This is a genomic window from Pedobacter sp. BS3, from assembly GCF_008274585.1.
Classification (GTDB): domain Bacteria; phylum Bacteroidota; class Bacteroidia; order Sphingobacteriales; family Sphingobacteriaceae; genus Hufsiella_A.
This window is the reverse complement of the sequence record NZ_VTRT01000005.1, coordinates 130624-155127: the sequence shown is the minus strand read 5'-3', so window position 1 is coordinate 155127 and position 24504 is coordinate 130624. Positions and strand designations below refer to the sequence as shown.

14 protein-coding genes and 1 tRNA gene are annotated in these 24504 nt (G+C 45.1%); 14 read left to right on the top strand and 1 reads right to left on the bottom strand.

Going from position 1 to position 24504, the window contains the following annotated elements; genetic code table 11:
- Nucleotides 1-225 precede the first annotated feature (225 nt).
- The 12 genes from FW774_RS14055 (at nt 226) to FW774_RS14000 (ending at nt 22508) form a co-directional block, all read left to right on the top strand.
- Nucleotides 226-1944 carry an arylsulfatase gene (locus FW774_RS14055; RefSeq protein ID WP_149348842.1) on the top strand — a complete coding sequence of 573 codons (1719 nt, stop codon included), beginning with the start codon at nt 226-228 and terminating at the stop codon, nt 1942-1944.
- A gap of 113 nt (nt 1945-2057) precedes the next feature.
- A complete protein-coding gene (locus tag FW774_RS14050; protein ID WP_149348841.1) occupies nt 2058-4520 on the top strand; it encodes a glutaminase family protein in 2463 nt (820 codons plus the stop codon).
- A gap of 90 nt (nt 4521-4610) precedes the next feature.
- Entirely contained in the window at nt 4611-6356 is a 1746-nt protein-coding gene (locus FW774_RS14045) for an arylsulfatase (RefSeq protein WP_149348840.1), read from the top strand.
- A gap of 848 nt (nt 6357-7204) precedes the next feature.
- Nucleotides 7205-8371 (top strand): FecR family protein, encoded by a 1167-nt coding sequence (locus FW774_RS14040; protein ID WP_149348839.1) that lies wholly within the window; start codon nt 7205-7207, stop codon nt 8369-8371.
- Nucleotides 8372-8664: 293 nt separating this feature from the next.
- Nucleotides 8665-11925, top strand: coding sequence for a TonB-dependent receptor (locus FW774_RS14035; RefSeq protein WP_187774904.1), 3261 nt, complete (start codon nt 8665-8667; stop codon nt 11923-11925).
- Nucleotides 11926-11944: 19 nt separating this feature from the next.
- Nucleotides 11945-13618 carry a RagB/SusD family nutrient uptake outer membrane protein gene (locus tag FW774_RS14030; RefSeq protein WP_149348837.1) on the top strand — a complete coding sequence of 558 codons (1674 nt, stop codon included), beginning with the start codon at nt 11945-11947 and terminating at the stop codon, nt 13616-13618.
- A 36-nt stretch (nt 13619-13654) separates the two neighbouring features.
- Nucleotides 13655-14587 carry a LamG domain-containing protein gene (locus tag FW774_RS14025; RefSeq protein WP_149348836.1) on the top strand — a complete coding sequence of 311 codons (933 nt, stop codon included), beginning with the start codon at nt 13655-13657 and terminating at the stop codon, nt 14585-14587.
- A gap of 154 nt (nt 14588-14741) precedes the next feature.
- The gene (locus tag FW774_RS14020; protein ID WP_149348835.1) at nt 14742-16280 is read left to right on the top strand and encodes a sulfatase family protein; all 1539 of its coding nucleotides are present in this window, start codon (nt 14742-14744) and stop codon (nt 16278-16280) included.
- 185 nt (nt 16281-16465) lie between these two features.
- Nucleotides 16466-17983, top strand: coding sequence for a sulfatase family protein (locus tag FW774_RS14015; protein ID WP_149348834.1), 1518 nt, complete (start codon nt 16466-16468; stop codon nt 17981-17983).
- A 45-nt stretch (nt 17984-18028) separates the two neighbouring features.
- Nucleotides 18029-19702 (top strand): glycoside hydrolase family 76 protein, encoded by a 1674-nt coding sequence (locus FW774_RS14010; RefSeq protein WP_149348833.1) that lies wholly within the window; start codon nt 18029-18031, stop codon nt 19700-19702.
- Between the two features lie 6 nt (nt 19703-19708).
- Nucleotides 19709-21130, top strand: a complete 1422-nt coding sequence (locus tag FW774_RS14005; protein WP_149348832.1) for a sulfatase-like hydrolase/transferase — start codon at nt 19709-19711, stop codon at nt 21128-21130.
- 46 nt (nt 21131-21176) lie between these two features.
- On the top strand, nt 21177-22508 hold the full coding sequence (locus FW774_RS14000; protein WP_149348831.1) for a T9SS type A sorting domain-containing protein: 1332 nt from the start codon (nt 21177-21179) through the stop codon (nt 22506-22508).
- Nucleotides 22509-22563: 55 nt separating this feature from the next.
- Here FW774_RS14000 and FW774_RS13995 read toward each other — a convergent pair.
- Nucleotides 22564-22637: transfer RNA gene (locus FW774_RS13995), tRNA-Asn, on the bottom strand.
- A gap of 441 nt (nt 22638-23078) precedes the next feature.
- On the opposite strand from FW774_RS13995, the gene FW774_RS13990 reads away from it, so the two are divergent.
- On the top strand, nt 23079-23291 hold the full coding sequence (locus tag FW774_RS13990; protein WP_149348830.1) for a hypothetical protein: 213 nt from the start codon (nt 23079-23081) through the stop codon (nt 23289-23291).
- A 27-nt stretch (nt 23292-23318) separates the two neighbouring features.
- A complete protein-coding gene (locus tag FW774_RS13985; RefSeq protein ID WP_149348829.1) occupies nt 23319-24482 on the top strand; it encodes a hypothetical protein in 1164 nt (387 codons plus the stop codon).
- Nucleotides 24483-24504: the final 22 nt, after the last annotated feature.

The window sequence follows — 24504 nt, the reverse complement described above, 5'->3', positions numbered from 1 at the left end:
ATTATATTTTGATCAAAAATAAAAATTTCCCAATCAGGAAACAACTCTTTACAAATTCGGGGCCCCATTATTAAGAGACTTGGTCACTTTCAAAAAATATTAAAGCGCCCCTTAGTACATTTCACTACAACAGGCACATACATGTAATACAGCTATAAACCATAGTTACGTAAACAAAAGCTTATTACTTATACAAACACAAACCGGTTTAATAATCCATTTCAAATGAAGAAATACCAATTATCCGTACTTATTGCTATCGGAGTACTCGGCTTTACCGGCCTTATCGCCTGGAAAAACAAACCCGAAACAGAAACTAAAACAGCGGCCAAACCCAAACGGCCCAACATTATTGTGATACTGGCAGACGATATGGGATTTTCGGATATCGGCTGCTATGGCGGCGAGATCCATACGCCCAACATCGATTACCTGGCCATGAACGGCATCCGTTATACGCAATTTTATAATACATCACGTTGCTGCCCTACCCGGGCCTCGCTGCTTACCGGTTTGTATAATCAGCAGGCTGGTATAGGCAAAATGACAGACGCAGAGAATGAGCCCGGCTACCTGGGACATATTACTGATAATGCCGTAACACTAGCCGAGGTATTAAAAGAGGCTGGTTATCATACCGCAATGTCGGGCAAGTGGCATGTATCTAATACCAAACGGCTACCTACCAAACAAGATCAGCTTGACTGGTTAAATCACCGTAAGGATTTTGGAGATTTTTCGCCCATAAGCCAGTACCCGACCAGCCGGGGTTTTGAAAAATTCTTTGGCACCATCTGGGGAGTGGTAGATTATCACGACCCGTTCAGCTTAGTAAGCGGCACAACGCCCATAAAAAACGTCCCAAAAAATTATTACCATACCGACGCAATTAACGATACTGCCGTAGCATATATTAAAGATTTTGCCAAATCCGATAAACCGTTCTTCCTGTATGTGGCTCAAAATGCTCCTCACTGGCCATTAATGGCTAAGCCGGAAGACATTGCCAAATACAAAGATACCTATAAAGCCGGCTGGGATGCCATCAGGGAAGCCCGCTATAACAGGATGGTAAAAATGGGATTGATAGATCCTGCAAAAACAAAGCTATCCAAACGTTGGCACGATAAGTTAACCTGGGAAAATAATCCCGATAAGGAATGGGATGCCAAAGCCATGTCTGTACACGCGGCCATGATCGACTGCATGGATCAGGGTATCGGGCGTATTATCAACGCCTTAAAACAAACCAATCAGTTGGATAATACATTAATCGTTTTTCTTTCTGACAATGGCGCCAGTGCCGAAAATTGCGCCGCTTATGGTCCCGGTTTTGACCGTCCCAGCGAAACCCGCGACGGTCAGAAAATCAGCTATTCCCAGAAAAAGGACAATGAGCCGGGAGTAGAAACTACGTACTCATCCATCGGGCAACGATGGGCAAACGTAGCCAATACGCCATACCAGTTCTGGAAAGCGGAATCGTACGAAGGCGGAATCCATACTCCCATGATTGCATTCTGGCCGAAAGGCATAACCGCAAAAAAAGGCGGCTTTAACAATCATGTAGGTCATGTAATGGATTTCATGAACACCTTTATTGAAATAGCGGGAGCAAAATATCCCCAAACCTATAAAGGCCGTACCATCCAGGCAAGCAGCGGCATCAGCCTGGTTCCAACCTTCAGCGGCAAGCAGGGCAATGGCCATCAGGCGCTTTTCAATGAGCACTTTGGCGCCCGTTATGCCCGTCTTGATAACTGGAAGCTGGTTTCAAAAAGCGGCAGAGATACTACCTGGCATTTGTTTAACCTGGCAGAAGATCAATCAGAAACTACCGATGTGAGAGACAAATATCCCGAAAAGGTTAAGCTGTTAGACAGCCTGTGGCATAGCTGGGCCAATACCCACAACGTGTTTCCTAAACCTAACCAAAAACATTAATTATTACCAACTAATCATTGAGCCAATTGCAGGTTTTGACCCGAATTACCCGGAAGGATTTTCCCGTACGTATAGGACTCAACTTTTAACTTTCGACTTTTAACTTCAATGCTATGCAGTTTTTAAAAAAAATATATCTTTTCATACCCGGATGCCTGACGGTCGTTTTTGCATCGGCTCAGAGCAAAATGCCTGCTTATCCGCTAATTACCCATAATCCTTATTTCAGTATATGGTCGGTAACGGATAAGCTAAACGAATCCATAACCCAGCACTGGACAGGCAAAGATCAATCGCTGGTTGGCTTGCTTAAAGTAGACGGAGAATATTACCGTTTTATGGGCAAAGGTTCGCCAAAATATAAAACCTGGTTACCTACTGCCGATAAGCAGTCTTACAGATGTCAATATGTTATGGAAACCATGCCCAGAACGGGATGGCAGCAACCCGGCTTCGACGACAGTAGCTGGCAAACGGGGAAAGCTCCTTTCGGCGATGACCGTGCAACCGACGGTACTTCATGGGAAGGAAAAGACATTTGGATACGCCGCAAATTTAACCTCAGCAGCCTGCCCAAAGGACAATTATTCTTAAAGCTGTATCATGATGACGGCGCCGAAGTGTTCCTGAACGGGGAACGCATCATCAGGCAACGTGGCGCTAATGGCGATTATGAAATGTTTCCCCTGAATGACGAGAGCAAGTCAAAGCTAAAAACAGGTGAAAACTTACTGGCTATACATTGCCATAACACAGGCGGAGGCGCTTTCATCGACGCCGGGTTATTCGAGGAAATTGAAAATCATGTGTATGATAACATCAAACCGGCCAGTCAAACTTCGGTGAAGGTGACAGCAACACAGACCATATATACGTTTACCTGCGGAACGGTAGATTTAACAGTAACCTTTGCCTCTCCACTGGTATTAAATAATTTAGATTTACTATCATCGCCCGTATCGTACATCACGTATGAATTAAAGGCCAACGACAGCAAAAAGCATACGGTTGATTTGTTTCAGGGCGCATCAACCAACGTGGCGGTAAACCTGCCCTACCAGGAAGTAACAACCGCTGCCTATAGCAAAAACGGCCTGAATATCTTAAAAGCCGGTACAGTTGAGCAGCCCATCCTCCGGAAAAAAGGCGATAACCTGCGGATAGACTGGGGCTATATGTACGTGGCCGCTCCGGCAGCACCCGGAGTCAGACAATATGTTACCGACGAGGCTAATGCAATCACTTCATTTACCGGGAACACGAATGCTAACGTTCCGGCAAATGGCAAACAGCTGATGCTGAACACAGTAATCTCTTTAGGATTGATAAACGAAAAACCGGTAAGCAAATACCTGATGCTGGCCTATGACGAGCTGTACAGCATACAATATTTCGGCACTAACCTGAAACCCTGGTGGCGCAACACTCCCGGTGCGGATATGGATAGCCAATTAGCCAAAAGCACTAAAGAATATACATCTATATTGCATCAATGCGCTGCTACTGATGCCACTATATATAACGATGCACTAAAAGCCGGTGGCGAGACTTATGCCAAACTCTGCAACATGGCTTACCGCCAAAGCGTTGCTGCACATACCTTGGTAAAAAGCCCGCAAGGCGATATCCTTTGGCTGTCTAAAGAAAATGCCAGTAACGGTTCCATCAATACGGTAGATGTCACCTATCCCTCGTCTCCGTTGTACCTGGTCTATAATCCCGAACTAATGAAAGGCATGCTCAATGGCGTGTTTTATTACAGCGAAAGCGGAAAATGGACAAAACCGTTTCCGGCACACGATATAGGGACTTATCCCCTGGCTAATGGACAGACGTATAAAGAAGATATGCCCGTTGAGGAATGTGGCAACATGATTATCCTGACCAGCGCCATTATTAAAAGGCAGAATAACCCGGATTACGCTAAACGGCATTGGAAAACACTAACCGCCTGGGTAAACTATTTAGCCGAAGCTGGTTTTGACCCTGAAAATCAGTTATGTACCGACGATTTCGCCGGGCATCTGGCGCACAACACCAATCTTTCCATCAAAGCCATTGTTGCCATAGGCGCCTATGCACAAATGGCGCAAATGCTTGGCGAAAAAGACATCGCCCTGAAATACAGCAGCATGGCAAAAGATTATGCCAAAAAATGGATAGCTAAAGCCGATGCCGGAAATCATTATGCACTGGTATTTGATCACAAAGATACCTGGAGCCAGAAATACAACCTGGTATGGGATAAAATTTTACAGCTTAACCTATTCCCGCAAAGCGTGTATAATACAGAAATGGCTTATTACCTGCTGCATCAAAACGAATACGGCTTACCGCTGGACAGCCGGAAAACCTATACCAAATCAGACTGGATAATGTGGACGGCAGCAATGGCCGGCAAAAAATCCGATTTTGATGCACTGCTCAACCCGGTATATAAATTCGCTACAGAAACACCGTCGAGGGTCCCGCTTAGTGACTGGCACGAAACCACTACTGGTAAACCGGTCGCTTTCAAGGCCCGCAGTGTTGTCGGCGGCTATTGGATGAAAGTTTTGAAGGCCACCATAAAGTGAAAAGTTGAGGAACGTTCAATCCCGACCATTCGGGATTAAACGTTGAAAGGTATTAGCCTTAATTAAAATTGTACAATAACTTTTGTAATAATGAATAAATACAAAACAGCGGTTTTCTTTACCGCGATATTATCCGCCGGCCTGCTGGTATCATGGCGTTACGGTTCAGTTAAAGCCAAAATTCAAACGCCATCTTACAAACAGCCGAATGTAATTCTCATCCTTTCGGATGATATGGGTTATTCGGATATTGGCTGCTATGGCGGCGAAGCGGCAACCCATAATCTTGACCAGTTGGCAAGCGAAGGCTTACGTTACACACAGTTTTATAATACGTCGAGGTGCTGCCCGTCCAGGGCTTCCCTGCTCACCGGATTATATCCGCACCAGGCAGGCATGGGCTGGATGACAACACGCGACTTTCACCTGCCGGGCTACCGGGGAGATTTAAGTCACAATGCCGTAACCATTGCCGAAGCGCTTAAAAATGTCGGCTATGCAACTTACATGACGGGAAAATGGCACGTTAATTTTCATCCGACACCTACCAGCTCTAAAGAAAACTGGCCGCTGCAAAGAGGATTTGATCATTATTACGGCACCATATTGGGGGCAGCCAATTATTATGATCCCGGTTACCTGTGCCGTGATAACCAGCTCATTACGCCCTATACAGATTCGCTATATAAACCCCGGGAGTATTATTTTACGGATGCCATATCTGACAACAGTGTCAACTACATCCGGGAACGGGATAAGAACAAGCCCTTTTTCATGTACGTTGCTTACACCGCAGCACATTGGCCCATGCAGGCGCCCGAAAATGTCATTAAGAAATATAAAGGACGCTTTGATAGAGGCTATGAAACCCTGCGTGCCGAGCGGCTGGAAAGAATGAAAAAGCTGGGAGTAATCGATCAACCTGTCGAGCTTTCCCCATTTGATGGCAAGCCCTGGAATGACGAAGAAAACAAGCCAGCCATGTTAAGACGTATGGAAACCTATGCCGCCATGATCGACGTCATGGATCAGGGAATTGGGCGGATCATCAAGCAGCTCAAAACCGACGGTATTTATGAGAACACTCTCATTATTTTTCTACAGGATAACGGCGCCTGTGCCGAAATTCTTGGCGGTGGTAAAACAGTCCCGGTTGCAAAAAATCCGGCCAATGTGCGCAAGCTGTCACCGGAGACACTCATCTATTCAAACAATCCCCCGGTTACCAGGGACGGCAAATTAGTGATGCAGGGCAAAAATGTAATGGCCGGGCCACCTGATACCTATGTATCGTACATGAAAGAATGGGCCAATGTATCTAACACCCCATTGCGCAAGTTCAAGCATTATGTACACGAAGGCGGCATAGCAACACCCTTGATTATACACTGGCCGCAGGTTATCAAACAGGCCGGCGCCATACGCACACAGGTTGGGCATGAAATGGATATTATGCCCACTATACTGGATGCGGCACAGGTTTCTTATCCCAAAATGTATAATAACAACACTATAACACCTTGCGAAGGTATTAGCCTGGTGCCAACATTTACCGGTAAGCCGTTAAACAGAACAGCGCTGTTTTGGGAGCACGAAATGAACCGGGCGGTGCGTATGGGCAAATGGAAGCTGGTAAGCGAAGCCGACCTGAAAAAACAGTTTTTTAAATCTCATCCCTGGGAGCTATATGACCTCTCCGTAGATCGTAGTGAAATGCATAACCTGGCATCCTCGCACCCTGAGCTGGTGAAGCAAATGAGCGCCATGTGGGAAGATTATGCCAAACGCTGCCAGGTATACCCGATGCCCTGGAAGGCAGAAGATGGGAAGTTTTAAGTTTTACGTTTACGAGGCTTATAGTTCATGGCGGATAGCTGATAGTCAGTAAAGTCAGAAAGACCGGAAGTAATTTTTAATAATTGACAATGGAGAGATGACAGTTGACAATGGAGAGATGACAGTTATACCTGTATGATTCATAATCCGAAAGTCGGGAAAGTCCGAAAGCAAAAAAGAAGCAAGAACATAGATGCAAGAAACAAACCGGGTAGCATAGCCTTACTCCCTGCGTAGTCTGGCGCAAGGTTAAGCGGTTGCCGGTGTGCGGCCTACCTTGTGCCTTTGCAGGATAGCAGTTCATGGTTCATGGTTCATAGTTCATGGTTCATAGTTCATAGTTCGGAAAGTCGGAAGTCGGGAAAGACCGGAAGATTGCTCTCCGTCTCCCCTTTCCTTGCGCCACCGCTAAAGCAGCATGCGGTTGGAGAGGGGTTGGGGGGAGGCCGCCTCTTATTTATCTGATTTTCAAATATCTATGAAATTAACAAATAATTTCTCATGCCATGTGATACCTCATCATCAAAGCGTAAACCCCAAAGCCCATCGCCTGTAAATCTTTTTGTGGGAGCTTCCCCAATATTACAAATCTCTTTTCCTCCCCCTACCCCCTCGAAATGAGGGGGTAGTGATTAACAAAGTCAATGCCCAGGCAGTGTGTAGTGCAGATAAAGGCTGTAAGGATTGGTTAATCAACTTATTGTTAAAAAGTGGGTACACCGTAGCTCCAAGGGAGAGGGATTGGGAGTGAGGCTTCAATACCATTTTGAAGCCCCTTAAAAAAAATTTTGCTATCACCTTAGTATATTTCATAACTCAGGGCACATAGTATTAAAACGAGGATCATAATGCCTGACAACCGCATAGAACTGCTGAAAATGATACAAAGGTACCTGGCTGATAAAGCCACACCTGCTGAGAAAAGCTTCCTGAAAGCATACTATTCTTATTTTGATAAGGAACAGGATATCATCAGTCAGTTAAAGATCGAGGAGAAAAAACTGCTGGAAGAGCAACTGGAAACCGGGATATGGAATATTGTTGAAGCAAAAGAGCGGAAACCTGTCCGGTTTTTATGGACCCGAATTGCCGCGGCAGCCATGCTGCTGTTCTCCCTCTCTACCGGGATTTACATGCTGGTAAAACATCCCGGTAAAGCGGAACAAACTGCCCGGAAAGCAAAACCAGGAGATATACTTCCCGGCACAAACAAAGCCGTTCTAACCCTTGCAAATGGCAAAAAAATAGCGCTTGACAATGCCCGTAACGGCGTAATCGCACAACAGGAAGATACCTATATACAGAAAACAGCCGACGGGAAGATCATTTACAGCCTTCAGGCAGATGGGACAACGAATGTATCATCATCGGCCCTTGCATATAATACCATTGAAGTGCCAAAGGCCGGACAGTTTCAGCTCGTTTTGCCGGATGGAACCAGGGTTTGGTTAAACTCGCAATCCACCTTGCGATATCCCACAAAATTTGATAAAAACGAGCGCAATGTTGAATTGTCAGGAGAAGCCTATTTTGAGGTTACTCATAATTCATCCAAGCCTTTTAAAGTGCATACCCGCAACCAGGATCTGACCGTACTGGGCACGCACTTCAATGTTAAAGCATATACCGATGAAACCAGCACCAGCACTACATTACTGCAGGGCAAAGTCAGCATAAACAACCTCAGCTCAGGCAGATCAGCCATACTTCAGCCGGGCAACCAGTCTGTTGCTAAACCAGACGGAAGCATAGCCGTTTCTAACGTAAATGCAGAACAGGCAATAGCCTGGAAAAGCGGCTTCTTTGCCTTTGACAACCAGGACATTGAAACCATAATGACCATAATAAGCCGGTGGTATAATGTGGATGTGGTATATAAAAACATCGACAAAAATCTTCGTTTAGGTGGTACGTTTTCCAAAACATCCAATTTAAGCGAGCTGCTGAAGAACCTGGAATTGATCGGAAATATTCATTTTACAATTGAAGAAAGGAGGGTAATTGTAATGAAATAGCTCTCCCTACCAAATTATAAATTAAACTGATTAAACCAATTATTAAAACTATCGAATTGAAATAAAGAATAGAATTATTGAGGCTTAAGGGCCTTGTGCAGCAATACCTTCTGTGATTAAATAACCAAGAGCAGTGCCGTGCCCTTGGTCATAATCAGCAAAATGCTGAATTGGGTAATCGCAGCTTGCAGTTAACAACAGTTTCAATTAAACCCAACAATCAAATGTATAAAAAATTTACTGAACTGGTCTTCAGAAACAGGTTCTGTGTAAACTCTAATTTGCTCTTAAAGATGAAGCTGAGTTTTGTCTTATCCATCCTGATCGTGTTTCAGCTCAAGGCTGAAAGCTATGCCCAGAAAATTAATCTGACGGTAAAAGACGCACCGTTATCAGAGGTTATCTACCAGCTTAGAAAACAGAGCGGCTATGATTTCCTGTATAACAACTCCTCGCTTAAAGATATAAAGCCCATCACGTTAAACGCTGTTAACGCGGATTTATTAGAAGTGTTGAACAAATGCATTGCAGGTCAGCCGCTTCAATATGCGGTTAACAATAAAACCATTTTTATTACCCGGAAGCCGGTATCTGCTCAGGCAGAGCAAGTTACCACCATTTCGGGTAAAGTAACCGATGATAAAGGTGAACCGCTGGTTGGGGTTTCCGTTAGCGTAAAAAATGGGGGCTCTACTACCGTTACAGATGCCGGTGGAAATTTTAAAGTAAATGTAGCAGATACCAAAAGAATACTGGTGTTCAGCTATGTAGGATTTGAAACCGCAGCTGTACCGCTCAACGGGCGTACTACGGTTAATGTGGTATTAAAGCCCGAAACCCAGGGACTTGACGAAGTAGTGGTTGTGGCCTACGGAACCCAGAAAAAAAGCGATATCACAGGTGCAGTCTCATCCATTAAGGCCGGCGCTATTGAAGATATGCCCGTAGTATCTATTGAACAGCTTTTAAAGGGACAAGCCGCCGGTGTTCAGGCTTCCGTATCCAGCGGTACACCCGGTTCAGCCTCTAACATCAATATCCGGGGCGTCAGCTCTATCGGCGCAAGCACGCAGCCCTTGTATGTTGTAGACGGATTGCCCATAGCCGGACAATCGATAGAAACCGATTTCTCTGAAGCCAGAACTGGTATGGATTTTATTAATCCCGATGATATTGAATCGATTGAGATCTTAAAAGACGCATCGGCCACAGCCATATACGGTGCACGGGGAGCCAACGGCGTTATCCTCATTACCACCAAAAGCGGAAAGATAGGCAGCAGTACTACCACATTCACCGCATCATCCGGGTTTACCACCATGGCCAATAAAATAGACATGCTGACTACCCGGCAAACCCAGGAATACTGGGAGCTGGCAAAAGCCAGGGACGGTCAGGTCATTGCTCCGTTAAATCCCGCAAGGCTGGACGTTAATACCGACTGGCAGGATGTAACCAGCCAAACGGCCCTTACCCAAAAATATAACCTGGGATTTCAGGGCGGTCAGCAGAAATTGCAATATTATCTCTCATTAGATTATCTTGACCAGGATGGTCTTTTAAAATATACCAAGTATAACAGGTACAGTATACGGGGAACGTTAAGCTCGCAGGTTAGCGATAAATTACGGGTAGAAAACCGGGTTACTATTACTCAATCTAAAAACGACGGAGCCTTTACCGGGGGACAGGGCGGAACAGCCAACGCTACCGGTGCAACACAACGGATTTTGCAGGCTCCTACTTACCTGAAAGTAAACTCAAAAGATCCGGGAATAGATCCCGAAACAGGGGAAAAGTATATCGACCCATTGGTCATTCTCAGAGACCTGAGCGATGATATCAAGATTACCAATATTACCGAACAGTTAACACTAAAATATAATATTACTCCCAGCCTGACCTTTCAGTCCATGGCCGGTCTGACCTATCGCTTTTTTGACAATGACCAATACCAGGGCGCCGAGTATGCCGCCACAAAAAGCGATACCAGGATTACCGCCAAAGTGAGAAGTAATACTACAACTAACTATATTAACGAAAACACACTGACCTATAAGAAAAAAACAGGCTCCCATAATTTCACTTTTTTATTAGGTAATACCTTACAGCAGGAGGTCATGTCAGGTACAACCATTACGGCCATTGATTTTCCGAATACTACTACCGGAACCAATGCGCTGCAAAATGCCAAAGAGGCCACCGTTTCCAGCTTTAAGCAGCAATGGCAGCTCGAATCATTTTTCGGACGTGTAAATTACGACCTGAATGGCAAATACCTCCTTACTGCAACGCTGAGGAGAGACGGTTCCTCAAAACTGGCGGCGGGCAATAAATGGGGTACTTTTCCGTCGGTAGCTTTGGGATGGCGGGTTTCGGAAGAGCCTTTCCTCAAAAAAGCCGATTGGCTGTCAAACTTCAAGGTAAGGGCAAGCTGGGGTCAGATCGGTAACTCTGAAATTGGTGTTTACCAGACACTTTCTACCATCAGCTCCGGCACAAACGGGTTTGACAATGAGTTGCTCCCCTACTATACGCTTGACAGGTACGGAGACCCGAACCTGCGATGGGAAATTTCGCAGCAAACCGACCTGGGCGTAGACATGGAATTTCTGAAAGGTAAAATATCGGTAACAGCAGATATTTATGATAAACGCACCAAGGACTTGTTGTTAGCACAGCCTACATCGTTAAGCACCGGTTACGGCAGCTATTTAACCAATGTGGGTTCTATGACCAACCAGGGTTTTGAATTGACCGTTAATTACCAGGTGATGCAGAAAAAGACATTCCAGTGGACAAGCAATGTTAACTTTTCCATCCTGCGAAACCAGGTTACAGACGTGGGTGATGTAGGCATTATCGGTGTAGGCCAAGCCGTTGACGGAAAAAATCCCCGCTACCTTGCCGTTGGCAAATCTATCGGAACATTTTACCTCGTAAAAACAGCCGGTGTCTGGCAATTGGGTGAGGAAGCTGAGGCTGCCGTATATGGCGCAAAACCCGGCGACTGGAAGTTTGTAGACCAGAATAACGATAAAGTGATTGACAACGATGACCGGGTATTTGTGGGCGACGCGGTTCCAAAATACAACATTGGCTTTAGCAATACCTTTAAATACAAAAAGTTCGATTTAACCGTTCTGCTTACCGGCGATTTCGGAGCCCAGGTATTAAATGCCGTTAAGCCCAACTTATGGCTGGCACGGGAGAACGGCGCCGCCGCGTACGATTTAGAAGCATGGTCACCATCTAATCCAACCAACAAGCTGGCTGCGCCAAGCATTCACTATAACTCTGAGTTTCTTCACGACGGCTATCTTGAAAATGCCGATATCGTCAGGATACAGAATGTGCGGCTGGGGTATTCGCTGAATCTCAAAACCCGGAAAAGATCAACTATATACTTCTATTTCAGCGGTAGCAATGTATGGAGCTTTACCGGGTATGACGGATACGACCCCGAAGTGGGCAATGGCATTAACCGGGGCATTGACCGTTTTGCCTACCCACGCGGAAGGATATATAATTTCGGAGGCAAGTTGTCATTTTAATCTATAAAAAATTAAACAGATGAAATCTTTATCTAAATATTGGAGATCCATACCGTTACTGGCTTTGCTGGCATTTTCATCCTGCGACAAATACCTGGATGAAAAGCTGTACAGCCAACAGTTTCCGGGAAACTTTTACACCAACGCGGCAGAAGCCGAAGGCGCTTTGCTCGGTATTATCAGCTCATACAGCGGCAATTTCAATTACCAGCTGCTAAACCTGGAAGAATACACTACCGACAATGTGCTTGTTGATGCCGCCCGTGTGCTGAAAGCGGATAATAATTCCCAGTTTCCTAAAAAGAACGTACGGTCAACCAATCCGCTGGTTGAAAGTGTTTATGCAGGCCTTTATACCAGCATCTACAATTGCAATGCCTTTATTGATAACATGGAACGGACAAAATGGCCTGACAATAAAGATGCCCAGCGCCCACAGTTCATTGCCGAAGCCTATACCCTCAGGGCACTGGCTTATTTTAAGCTGGTACGCCTGTTTGGGCCCGTTCCCCTGGTGATAGATATTAAAGACAATACGCCACAGGGGCCGCTTGCTATCGGAAGAACACCTGTTGAGCAGGTTTATGCCCAAATTGTTAGCGACCTTAAAAAGGCAAAAACACTTTTCACCCAGGAAGGCCCAAGATCGCCGGGTTTTGCCAGTAAAATTATGGCCAGGCTGATGCTGGCCGAGGTTTATCTGACCATGAATGGCGAACCCTTAAAATTAGGACCGCAATACCTGGAAGCGGCACGGGCAGAGGCCGATACATTGATAAACGCAAAGGCTCCCGGTATTGTAGTACCCGAGCTGCAGGACTTTAATTATCTGTTCAGCGTTGCCAATGAAAACCGGGGAGAGATTATCTTTTCTGAGCAGAATTATGGCATATCTACCGGGCAGGTTTGGGCTACGGGAGAGTTCTCTTATGGTGCATTATCTTTTGACCTGATCAGGGAGTTTGATACCAGCGGCCCTATAGACATGAATAACCCGGCAAGGCAGATCCGTGGTGTAAACCCGAATACAACCGCGTATGATATCAACCAGTATACTGATCCCACTAAATTTGTTGATGGCAGGTTTTACCCCACATTCTGGCCCTTTAAAGGCCAGTGGAACGCCACGACAAAAAAGCTGCCTAACTTTTACGATGTGTTCACCTATGCAACAACACCTTCGCTATACACTTCCCAAACCCCGAATAAAACGGTATTCCCCGGCAAATTCCGGTCAGATTACCAGTATAAGGGTGGCGACAATGCAGCTTATCCGCATTATGATAAAAAAGCAAACGTGATCATATACCGCTGGGCCGAGGCTTACCTGATCTACGCGGAAGCCGACAATGAGCTTAACGGCCCCCAGTCAGGCGCTATTGCTGCTGTAAACAAGATCAGGCACCGGGCTGCGCTGGCTAACCTGCCTGCGGAGCAGACAGATAGCAAAGATCATTTCCGCGATGCCATACGGAAAGAGCGGCGCCTGGAGTTTGTTGATGAAGGTAAACGTTTTTACGATCTCAAACGCTGGGGCATATTGATTGATAAGGTAAATGCCTTTGCTAACGAATATAATGCCTATAACCCAACAGACCCTATGTCACTTATGGAAAAAGGCAAACATGAAGTATTCCCCATTCCTTTCTCTGAGATTGACCGGACTCACTTTGACCAGAATTACGGATACTAAAAACCGGTAAGTTTTAATCTATATATCAAATACACCATGAATATAAAATCATTCAGTAAAGTAATAATAGGCGCACTCAGTGTTGCACTGCTTTACACAGGTTGTAATAAAGACGATGTCCCGTCCAAAAAGTCGGACCGGTTAGCGTCGCTGATAAGCGAAGCAACTGAATTGGCAGCTAATGCTACAGAAGGCCCGGATCCCGGTGTTTATCCCGTTGGCTCGATAGGCCAGTTGCAGGCTATGATAGACTCAGCCAAAACCCTGGAGCAAAAATCGCAAACCCAATACGGGATTGACCTTGCGGAGATTTTACTGCAAAAGGCTATCACCCAGTTTAAAGGTAGCATACAGGTAGAAAAACAGCTTTATTTTGATGGTACAGGTTACCTGGATGGCGGCATTGTCACGCCCTATATCGTACCTAATTTTACGCTGCAAGCCTGGGTATATCCTACCGAATGGAAAAATGCCATGTATGTAATTTCTACCGAAGGTAGCGGCAATGGCTATAAATTACAGGTTCCCAACGGAAAATTAACGTTCCAGATTAACGGAACAGCAAACCAGCTCGCAGCGCCCGACGCCAATAAAATCAGCCTGAACGAATGGGCACACATTGCAGCTTCTTATGATGGCGCCGTAATGAAAATATACGTTAACGGCGTCATGGTCGCACAGAAAAACTATGCCGTCGCACTGGTTGGCAATACGCAGAATTTCAGGATAGGCGAAGGATCTGCCTTTGCAGGCCGAACTTTCAAAGGCAGAATAAAAGGCGTAGGCGTATGGAGCAAAGCATTATCCGATACCGAGGTAGCGGCACAAATGCAAAACGCTCCTACCGGAACAGAAAGCGGGTTAATAGCTTACTGGCCATTCAATCTCAGCTCGGGCACCACCATTTGGGACCGGACAGGAAGCCACGCCCTGAATATAATCAATGTACAATATGTTGACCCTTTGTAAACGGTAATATGATGCTATGGTCATCCTGAGCCTGTCGAAGGATTGGCTCATCATAGCTTCGACGAGCTCAGCGTGACTATAAATGGACGAGGCTGCCAGCTTTCAGACAGCCTCCAAATAAATAAACATCATTCCTTAACAGAACAAAATCAAAATGAGAAAAAAGTATTGCGTATTAGCTATCCTGGGTATCATAAGCTGTACCGTCAACAATACGGCATGTTATGGACAAGTGGAAAAAAAGTCGCCCAATATTGTATTTATACTGGCTGATGATTTAGGGATTGGCGATGTGAAATGTTTTAATCCGGAAGGCAAAATATCCACTCCTAATATTGACAAACTAGCTTCGGAAGGGATGAAATTTACCGATGCCCACGCAAGCTCATCAGTATGCACGCCTTCACGTTACAGCATCCTGACCGGAAGATACCCCTGGCGCTCCCGTTTACAGGATGGCGTGCTGGGCGGTTTTTCAAAACCTTTAATTGACAGCGGACGCCTAACGGTTGCATCTATGCTGAAAGAGCATGGATACCATACGGCAATCATCGGCAAATGGCACCTGGGTATGGACTGGCCGCTTAAAGAAGGCGAAACCGGCATTAAAACAGGGCGGGAAGTTGATTATTCAAAATCTATCGGCAATGGCCCAACGCAACGTGGGTTTGATTATTACTTTGGTATCAGCGCTTCGCTGGATATGGAGCCTTTTGTTTTCATCGAAAATGACCGCACCTTAGGCGTGCCATCTGTTGAGAAAACATTCATGCGTAAAGGATTGGCTGCACCGGATTTTGAGGCCGAAGATGTAGTACCCACACTTACCCGGAAAGCGCAGGAAACGATCAAAAATGCGGCTTCGGCATCCAAACCATTTTTTGTATACGTCACACTGCCCTCTCCACACACACCCGTTGTCCCCAATAAACAATTTCAGGGCAAAAGCGGCGTAACGGCATACGGTGATTATGTGATGGAAACTGATTGGGCAGTTGGGCAGGTAATACAAACGCTGGATTCCCTGGGATTAAGAGATAATACCATTGTATTTTTCTCAAGCGATAACGGCTTTGCCCCTTATGTTTTGAATGAATATAATGTAGAGAAGCTTGGCCATTATCCCAGCTATATTTACCGTGGCTATAAATCTGATATCTGGGACGGAGGGCACCGGATACCGCTGATTGCCCGCTGGCCAAAACAGATACAGGCGAATACAACCTGTACTGACCTGGTATCGCTTACTGATTTTATGGCAACCTGCGCCGATCTGATACAAAAAAAGCTGCCGGACAGCGTTGCGGAAGACAGCTACAGTCTTTTGCCGGATTTAACCGGCAAAGCTAAACAACCGGTCAGACCGGCCATTATGTATCAATCTATTGATGGAAATTTCGCCATTCAGCAGGGTAAATGGAAGCTGGAGCTTTGTCCCGGTTCGGGTGGGTGGGCGGCCCCCAGGAACAAGCAGGCTTATAAAGAAGGCTTACCGGTAATACAGCTTTACGATATGCAGACCGATCCGTCAGAGAAAACAAATGTACAGGCACAGCACCCCGATATCGTTAAAAATTTAACTGAGTTGCTGGAACAATACGTAAGACAAGGACGAAGCACTCCCGGCAGACCTTTAAAAAATACAATGAGGGTAAATATCTTAAAGAAAAATAAGTATATGAACAATTTATAATGAGGATTTAAAGAGAATAAGGAGGATTTATTCTCCGATTATTACAACAAGCTGACTCCATACAATTTACGGAATTTTTGAAATACCGGCAGGTCTTTATTGTGCTCTAAAAATTAAACTAACAGGCCTTTTTGACAAGACCAAAACAGTAATAACCACCGGGTTACAATATAAAAAATAAGCGAATGAGAACAATGAACATCAATTATCCCAAAATACTCCTGTTGTTAAGTATAGGGTTGTTTGGCTGCAAAAAACATAATAGCGACGACTATGTTACTCCCGGGGTCAAAGAATCACCAAACATAGTTTTCATATTAGCCGATGATTTAGGATACGGCGATCTTCAGAGCTTTAATTCCGGCGCCCAGATAAGTACGCCCAATTTGAGCAAATTAGCCAGCCAGGGAACAATATTCATCAACGCTCACTCCGGTTCGTCAATCTGCACGCCGTCCCGGTATGGAATTTTAACCGGCAGGTACGCGTTTCGAAGCTCACTGAAAAGCGGCGTGCTGGACGGATGGTCGCCCGCTCTTATTGAAACAAACCGCTATACCATTGCCAAATTAGCGGGCGAGGCAGGTTATCAGACCGCCATTGTCGGGAAATGGCATCTTGGCATGAACTGGAAACCCATAAATCCCGCATACCCGGCAGTGCAGAACAATGGCGAAAATATAAGCAACGTTGATTTTACGCAGCCGGTGCTTAACGGGCCCAATAAGTTAGGATTTGACTACAGTTATATCTTACCCGCATCTCTGGATATGTCGCCTTATACGTACCTGGAAAATGGAATATCTACCGACGTTCCGCTGGTTCCATTCCAGGGAGGCGACTTTGGTCGCGGCATAACCTGGCGGGAAGGCGTTGCTTCGGGCAGCTTTAAGATCGAAAATACCCTTGACCATTTTACGGATAAGGCCGTTAATTATCTTATCCAAACACATAAGCAAAGTTCCAAACCGTTTTTCCTGTATTTTACACTTACTGCCCCGCATACCCCCTGGCTCCCTGCCGAGCAATTCAAGGGTAAAAACCCTAACGCAGGCGTGTATGGCGACTTTGTAAATCATACCGATTATGCGGTAGGTCGCATTTTAAAATGCCTGGATAGTTTAAATCTTGCGCAAAACACACTGGTAATTTTTGCATCAGACAATGGCGCCGACTGGAGTGCAGATGATAAAGCTCAATTTCCTGGACATAAGGCAAACTATATTTTCCGCGGAAGGAAATCTGATATATGGGATGCAGGCCATCATATTCCCGTGATCATGCGATGGCCGGGAACTATCGCAGCTAAGCGAACGTTTTCACAATCATTCTCGCTCAATGATATGATGGCAACATTTGCCGGTATGTTCGGCAGGCAATTACCTTCCGGGGCCGGACCTGACAGCTACAACCAATGGCCGCTGATCAAAAACGGCAAAGGCGATGAACGGCCAAGCATCATTTATCATTCCAACGAAGGCATGTTTGCCATCCAGCAAGGTAAATGGAAGTTTATTGACGGCGTTGGCAGCGGAGGCTGGTCCCCCAACGGCCAGGACAATGCCCCCGGCCAGTTGTACGATATGGAAAAAGATCCGGGCGAAACAACTAATCTCTACACCAAATATCCTGAAGTAGTGCAGGAGCTTAAACAATTGTTAAACCAGCAAAAAAGCCAGGGCTTTAGCGTAGGTAATCCGTAGTTACAAGCCCATAAACCTAATAAACCATCAAAAACAATAAACAAGATGAAAGCAGTAAAATATAAGCACCTGGTTGTGCTGTTGTGTGCAGGTTTTGCTTTTTACAGCTGTAAAAAACAAAATAGCGCCGAAACTTTGAATCTGAAAAACACCGCGTTTGTAGATTCCATCCGGGTTTTATCCGGAAAGGGAAGAGTAAAGCTTACCGGTTCCCTAAAAGAGTACGCTGAATTAGGCAAGATCAAAATCTCATGGGGCAACGGTAACGAGATCGTTTTCCCGGCTGGCAAAACCACCATTGATACGATCATCCAGGTGGGGGAAGGAATAACTCTGTTTACAGTCACTTCTTATAATAAGCAGGATGAAGCTCTTGATGAATCAGTGATGATCGGCACTTCATACGGAGATAAGTATCGCAGCAAACTGCGCAACAGGGCTATTCTTATGGCAGATTACTCGCCGGTATCGCATACCACCACGATAACATGGGATGAAAATAAATTATTCTACAATCCAGTATCTATTGAAGCAATTTACAACGATACCAAATCAATATCCAGTCCGGCAACTGAACAATCAACTACCCTGCCTGATTATGATGTAGCCAAACCTATTTTCAAGTATCGCACCATCTTTAAGCCTGATAGTACCTGCATTGACACTTTCGCAACCGCATATACTTCATCAGAAATAATGAACTGGAGCAAAGCTGCCGATTCTGTACAGTTAAGTTTGAATGACTTTTACATCCCGTCAAGTAAATCGTACACCCAAACCTATAAATCAACCAATTGGGGAGGATACTGGCCTACCGCCCATGTACTGGATGTATTGATTGATGGCTATGTGCGTACAGGCTCCGCCGCCTATAAAACACTCATGGATGATTTGTTAGTGGGCATGAAGCAGAAAAATGGCAATAAATGGCTTAACAATTACTACGATGACATGGAATGGATGGCCCTGGCAAGCCTGAGGGCATACAAAGTTACAAACGATGCTAAATTCAAAAGCGTTTCGGATGAATTGTGGCTGTATATAAAAGCAGGAATCAGTACCGATATGGGCGGAGGTATATGGGAGAACATGGATAAGAAAACCAAGAATGCCCCATCTAACGGCCCCGCAGCAATTTTTGCAGCCCGCAACTACAGTCTTTTTCAGGTCACAGACGACTTAAACAAGGCTAAAAGCATTTATAGCTGGGAAAAGGCAACGCTGTTTAGTCCAACCGAAGGCTGGGTAAACGATCATATTGATCTGAATAAGGTAATTACAACCTGGAGATTTACCTATAACCAGGGCACTTTCCTGGGCGCCGGATTGGAACTATACAAGCTTACCAATGAATCAAACTACCTTAACGATGCCATCAAGGCAGCAGATTATACCATCAGCTCGTTAACAAACAACGGCATCTTAAAAGTTGAAGGCAGCGGCGGAAGTGACGCAGGCCTGTTCAAGGGTATTTTTATCAGGTATTTAACCCGCTTAATCATAGAAGGTAATCTGCCTGCGGATAAAAAAAGCGACTATCTCAATTTCATAAAAACCAATGCTGAAACATTATGGCTGAAAGGTCGCAACAAAACGTTGGGCACATTCCAAAATGACTGGACACTAAACACAGAAACCCAAACTTTTTTAACCTGCCAGCTGAGTGGCATCATGCTTATCGAGGCTATGGCAGAGCTTAGAAGCAAAGACTTAATCTAACATATCATGAAATTGATCTACCGTATCATTGTCAGCCTGACCGTAGCCTGCGTATCGCTTGCAGCCTACCCTGCCGTAGCACAAACGCATCAAAAGCCCAATATCATCATCATTCTTGCCGATGATCTGGGTTGGGGCGATGTAGGGTATCATGGCAGCGAAATTAAAACGCCTAACATAGACCGGCTGGCCAAAGAAGGCATTGAGCTAAACCGGTTCTACACAGCTGCTGTTTGCTCGCCAAGCCGGGCTGGACTGCTTACAGGGCGTTATCCCGATCGTGTTGGACTAAGAACGGTTATACCGCCCTGGTCTGAATTTGGCATAGACACTGACGAGGTTTTTCTGCCCCAGGCCCTGGCAGAAGCCGGTTATAAAAACAGGGCCATTATCGGAAAATGGCACCTGGGTCACGCTTCTTTAAAGTATCATCCTTTGAACCGGGGCTTTACCCATTTTTATGGCCTTTTAAATGGTAACATCGATTATTTCACCCATGAACGTGAAGGTGAATTAGACTGGCACAATGATTTTAAACCGTGCTATGATAAGGGATATTCCACAGACCTTCTGGCAGACGAGGCAATAAAGGATATCAAAAAGTACTACAAGGAATCGCCGTTCCTGATATACCTGGCGTTCAACGCTCCGCATAGTCCGTTGCAGGCAAAAAAAGAAGATTTGCTGAAATATGGTTATGATGAATCCCAGCCCTCTTTTACAATAAACGGAAAAGAAGGTGTACAGGGCCGCGGGAATACCCGGCGTCAGACTTACTCAGCTATGGTATCCAATATGGATGAGAATATCGGCCGGGTTTTAAAAGCGCTGAAGGAGCTCCATATCGAAGAAAATACACTGGTGCTTTTCCAAAGTGATAACGGCCCGGCATTGAATGAAGGAGGATCAAGCGGCGAGTTAAGAGGTCACAAAGGCTCCGAATGGGAAGGCGGCGTAAGAGCACCGGCAATTATCAAATGGCCTGCGGGGTTTGCAGGCGGCAGAATGAGCAACCAGGTAATGGGGTATATTGATGTTATGCCCACCCTGCTTGATATAGCCGGGGTAACATCAAAACCTAAAAATGCCTTTGACGGCATCAGTATGCTGCCGGTCTTAGCCGGAAAAACGGAATATATCGACAGGGTCATGTACCTTGGTTTTGGAGCCATTGTTAATAATTACTGGAAGCTAATAGATGCATCCAGGGCCGAATCAAACATGAAAATAACGGACGACCAGCTTTTTAATATCGCCGCAGATCCCACAGAAAAAACTAACGTTCGGAGTGCCAACAGTAAGGAATACCACGATTTGAAAGAAGAGCTTCAAAGGTATAACGCCATTAAGTCACCGGTCAAAGCCCCGCCTTTTGGCCAGGGACGGAAAGGCTTTGTGGCTCCCAAAGAATGGACCATTAAGCAATAACACCAGATTTAACAACATCCTATTTTTTAACCTAAATAAATTAACCATGAAAAAAAAGTTACTATTAAGCAACGCTGCCATATTGCTCATTTCGGCAGGCTTACAGGCACAAACTGTACTATTCTCACAGGATTTTAATTCATCGACAACAGTAGATGATTATAAAGGTAGCGGAGATAACCAATTTAATGGCTTTGGCGTTGGAACCGGTAGTGGTACAACAGTTGACATTGTTAATGTCAACCCCAGCCCGGTTGACAACCAGGTGGTTTTTACAAGAACCAACAGCACTCAGCAGGCAGGTTTTAGCCGTTCAACAGCGCTTCCAACAGCAACCCAAACATTTGTGCAGTTCTCTATAGACATGGGTGTAACAAGCGGAGTAAATACCAGCGCTCAAAGCCAGGCAGCTATATTATGCATGGGTGCGGGCCTCAATAATGGGCTTACACTTCCTAATCTTAGCGGTTCTGTTGTAAACCAGTATTTTTACATTAATACCACGGCTAACGGAAACTTTACAATAACGGCCAATGAAAATACCCCGGTAACAAGCAGTGAGTTTTCGGGCATGCAAACCATAAAATGGTTTATAAACAAAAAAGGACAGGCTGTCAACTATCCGGCGCCCGACGGAACACATCCGGTGCTGGCAGATAACCAGGCGGATATTTGGGTTGGAACAAGCAGAATTGCTTCCGGTATTCCAGCCCACGCATCAGGGGCAAACAGCGGCTTAAAGACGTTTCGGTTGGCATTTGATACAAATAATCCATCTACCACCACGTTAAATATAGATAATGTAATTGTCACCGATTTAACAGATATTGTTACCCTACCGGTGTCGTTAACCTCTTTCACAGGTAAAGCCACAAACAACGGCGTACAACTTAGCTGGCAAACCGCTTCAGAACAGAACAATTCTCATTTTAATATTCTGCATTCCACTAATGGAAAAGATTTTATCAAAATCGGGCAAATTGAAGGCGGTAACAACTCGTCAGAAATAAAGAATTATACATTCAATGATGCAAATGCCACACCGGGTTTAAATTACTACCAGCTGCAACAGGTAGATTACAACGGTAACTCTAAAACATACGATGCCATAGCTGTTAACGTTACATTAGCCGAGAATCAATCCGGCTTACGGGTTTACACCTCCGAGACTTCCGTAAAGCTGGACATCTATTCGCTTTCAGCGCAACCTGCCCAGGTTAGAATACTTGACCTGCATGGACGCACCATCATAAAAAAGAGCGTGCAACTGATAACCGGCTCTAATCAGATCAGCTTACCGGTTAGTCTTGCATCCGGCTTGTACGTAGCCAATCTAAGCGTCAATAACCTGAATATTGCCAAGAAATTCGCAAAGTAATTAGGCTCAGATTCCCTTGGTAATAAAAAGCCCCGCTATATCTGGCGGGGCTTCGCTCCTCAGGCTGGGCTCGAACCAGCGACCCTCTGATTAACAGTCAGATGCTCTAACCGGCTGAGCTACTGAGGATTCTATCCGGTTGTTTATTTTATTCCTAAGGTTATGGTCTCTACCAACACCTCCTCTGATTAATCCCGCACCTGCGTCCCGAAACTTCGGGAAACCGGCTGAGCTACTGAGGAATTCTATCCGGTTATTCTTGTCAGAAATTGAACCGTATTATCCCGTTTACGAGTATCTGAGAGCCATTTTAATAGCATCAGATACAATTTTCCGACCACGGTGCAAAGATATACAGATTCTGTTTATTACAAAATCTTTTTAAGCTTAAAAAGCATTTACCACATACAAGCATGCGTATTTATACTACCCCACAGTATAAACCACAATTCTGACAAAACATTAAACTTTTTTAATTATCTGCCAGTTCTTTTTAAGCACAAGAAACAATGCCGGAGCAGATACAAGATTTGCTGACCGGCCTGACTGAAACCATTAATTTTTATACCTATGTCAAAAAGCAAAAACGCAAAGTTTGCTGCCCCAAAGGGGAAGCCTTCCGGTAACGGAAAAGAAGGAGCAGGTTTAAACGATGCTTTTGGCGTAAACAGTCCCGAAAGCTATAACGGGATACGTGAGAAATACACTTCCGGCAACGATGAACCCGCTTCTAATGTGCATACCCGGCACGTAAACAGACCTGATAGTAAACATGAAGATTAATCCAACAGTTAAAACATGATGGACACGATGGAAGAAATATCAGTAGAAACCCTGAAAGAACTGGCCGGTCATGAAACCGGTACGTGTATTTCAATTTTTATCCCGACGCACCGCTCCGGGGTAGAGGTCAATGAGATGCACGATGCTATTTTGCTCAAAAGTAACTTGCAGCAGGCAGCAAAAACACTTACTGCCAGGGGAAAAAGCCAGGCAGAAGTAAATGCCCTGCTGGAAAAAGGATTCGATCTGGTCAATGAACGCAGCTTTTGGAATACCCAGTCAGATGGCCTGGCTGCTTTCGTTTCCGAAAATTTCTTCAGGTATATTCAACTGCCGGTAAGCCCGAAAGAAGAATTATATATCAATAACTCCTTTTATATCATGCCGCTACTGAATATAAAATCCCCGGTAACTTTTTATTTGCTGGTTCTGAGCCGTCACGATGCCACACTTTACAAAGGTGATAACTTCACCATACAAAAAATTGAAGTGGACGAATTGCCCAATGGTATGGATGATGTTATACATTACGAGGAAAAAGGCGGTAAGCAATTAATGCGACGGGCCGGCGCAGGTACCGGAAGAAACGCCGTTTCCGGAACAAGCTTTCATGGGCACGGAGCCGGTGTAGCCGACGACACGATGTACCTGCTTCAGTACCTTAAAGAAGTTGACCAAACACTGTGGACTGAAGTGCTGTCCACCTCGAATATCCCACTTATGCTTGCCGGCGTTGATTATATTATAGCGCATTACAGACAAATATCCCATTACAAGTACATCACCGGCGAAAGCCTGCCGGGAAACTATGAATATGAGCCGGTGGCAACACTTTATAACCTCGCAAAAGAAAAACTGGCTGCCTATTTTTACGAGCCCACCCGCAAGGCATTAAAAAATTTTTACGATCAAACCGCATCCGGGTTATCATCGTATTTACCACAGGATGTTATTCCCGCGGCTTATTATGGCAAAGTTTCAGACCTGTTCGTTCAAAAAGACGAGCACATCTGGGGTCACTTTAACGAGGTAAGCAATACACTCACCATTCACGATCAGAAAGAAGCTAACGATAGCTGCCTGATCAATAAAGCAGCCGTAAAAACCATCATGAATGGCGGCGAAGTACACATTCTCGAAAAAGAAAAAATGCCTTCCGATACCCGGATCGCCGCATTTATGCGCTATTAAACCATTACTACGCTACCCTACA

Excerpts from the sequence above, each read along its gene's own strand:
- FW774_RS14055 (WP_149348842.1), top strand. The coding sequence starts at position 226 with ATGAAGAAATACCAATTATCCGTACTTATTGCTATCGGAGTACTCGGC.
- FW774_RS14050 (WP_149348841.1), top strand. The coding sequence starts at position 2,058 with ATGCAGTTTTTAAAAAAAATATATCTTTTCATACCCGGATGCCTGACG.
- FW774_RS14045 (WP_149348840.1), top strand. The coding sequence starts at position 4,611 with ATGAATAAATACAAAACAGCGGTTTTCTTTACCGCGATATTATCCGCC.
- FW774_RS14040 (WP_149348839.1), top strand. The coding sequence starts at position 7,205 with ATGCCTGACAACCGCATAGAACTGCTGAAAATGATACAAAGGTACCTG.
- FW774_RS14035 (WP_187774904.1), top strand. The coding sequence starts at position 8,665 with ATGAAGCTGAGTTTTGTCTTATCCATCCTGATCGTGTTTCAGCTCAAG.
- FW774_RS14030 (WP_149348837.1), top strand. The coding sequence starts at position 11,945 with ATGAAATCTTTATCTAAATATTGGAGATCCATACCGTTACTGGCTTTG.
- FW774_RS14025 (WP_149348836.1), top strand. The coding sequence starts at position 13,655 with ATGAATATAAAATCATTCAGTAAAGTAATAATAGGCGCACTCAGTGTT.
- FW774_RS14020 (WP_149348835.1), top strand. The coding sequence starts at position 14,742 with ATGAGAAAAAAGTATTGCGTATTAGCTATCCTGGGTATCATAAGCTGT.
- FW774_RS14015 (WP_149348834.1), top strand. The coding sequence starts at position 16,466 with ATGAGAACAATGAACATCAATTATCCCAAAATACTCCTGTTGTTAAGT.
- FW774_RS14010 (WP_149348833.1), top strand. The coding sequence starts at position 18,029 with ATGAAAGCAGTAAAATATAAGCACCTGGTTGTGCTGTTGTGTGCAGGT.
- FW774_RS14005 (WP_149348832.1), top strand. The coding sequence starts at position 19,709 with ATGAAATTGATCTACCGTATCATTGTCAGCCTGACCGTAGCCTGCGTA.
- FW774_RS14000 (WP_149348831.1), top strand. The coding sequence starts at position 21,177 with ATGAAAAAAAAGTTACTATTAAGCAACGCTGCCATATTGCTCATTTCG.
- FW774_RS13990 (WP_149348830.1), top strand. The coding sequence starts at position 23,079 with ATGTCAAAAAGCAAAAACGCAAAGTTTGCTGCCCCAAAGGGGAAGCCT.
- FW774_RS13985 (WP_149348829.1), top strand. The coding sequence starts at position 23,319 with ATGGAAGAAATATCAGTAGAAACCCTGAAAGAACTGGCCGGTCATGAA.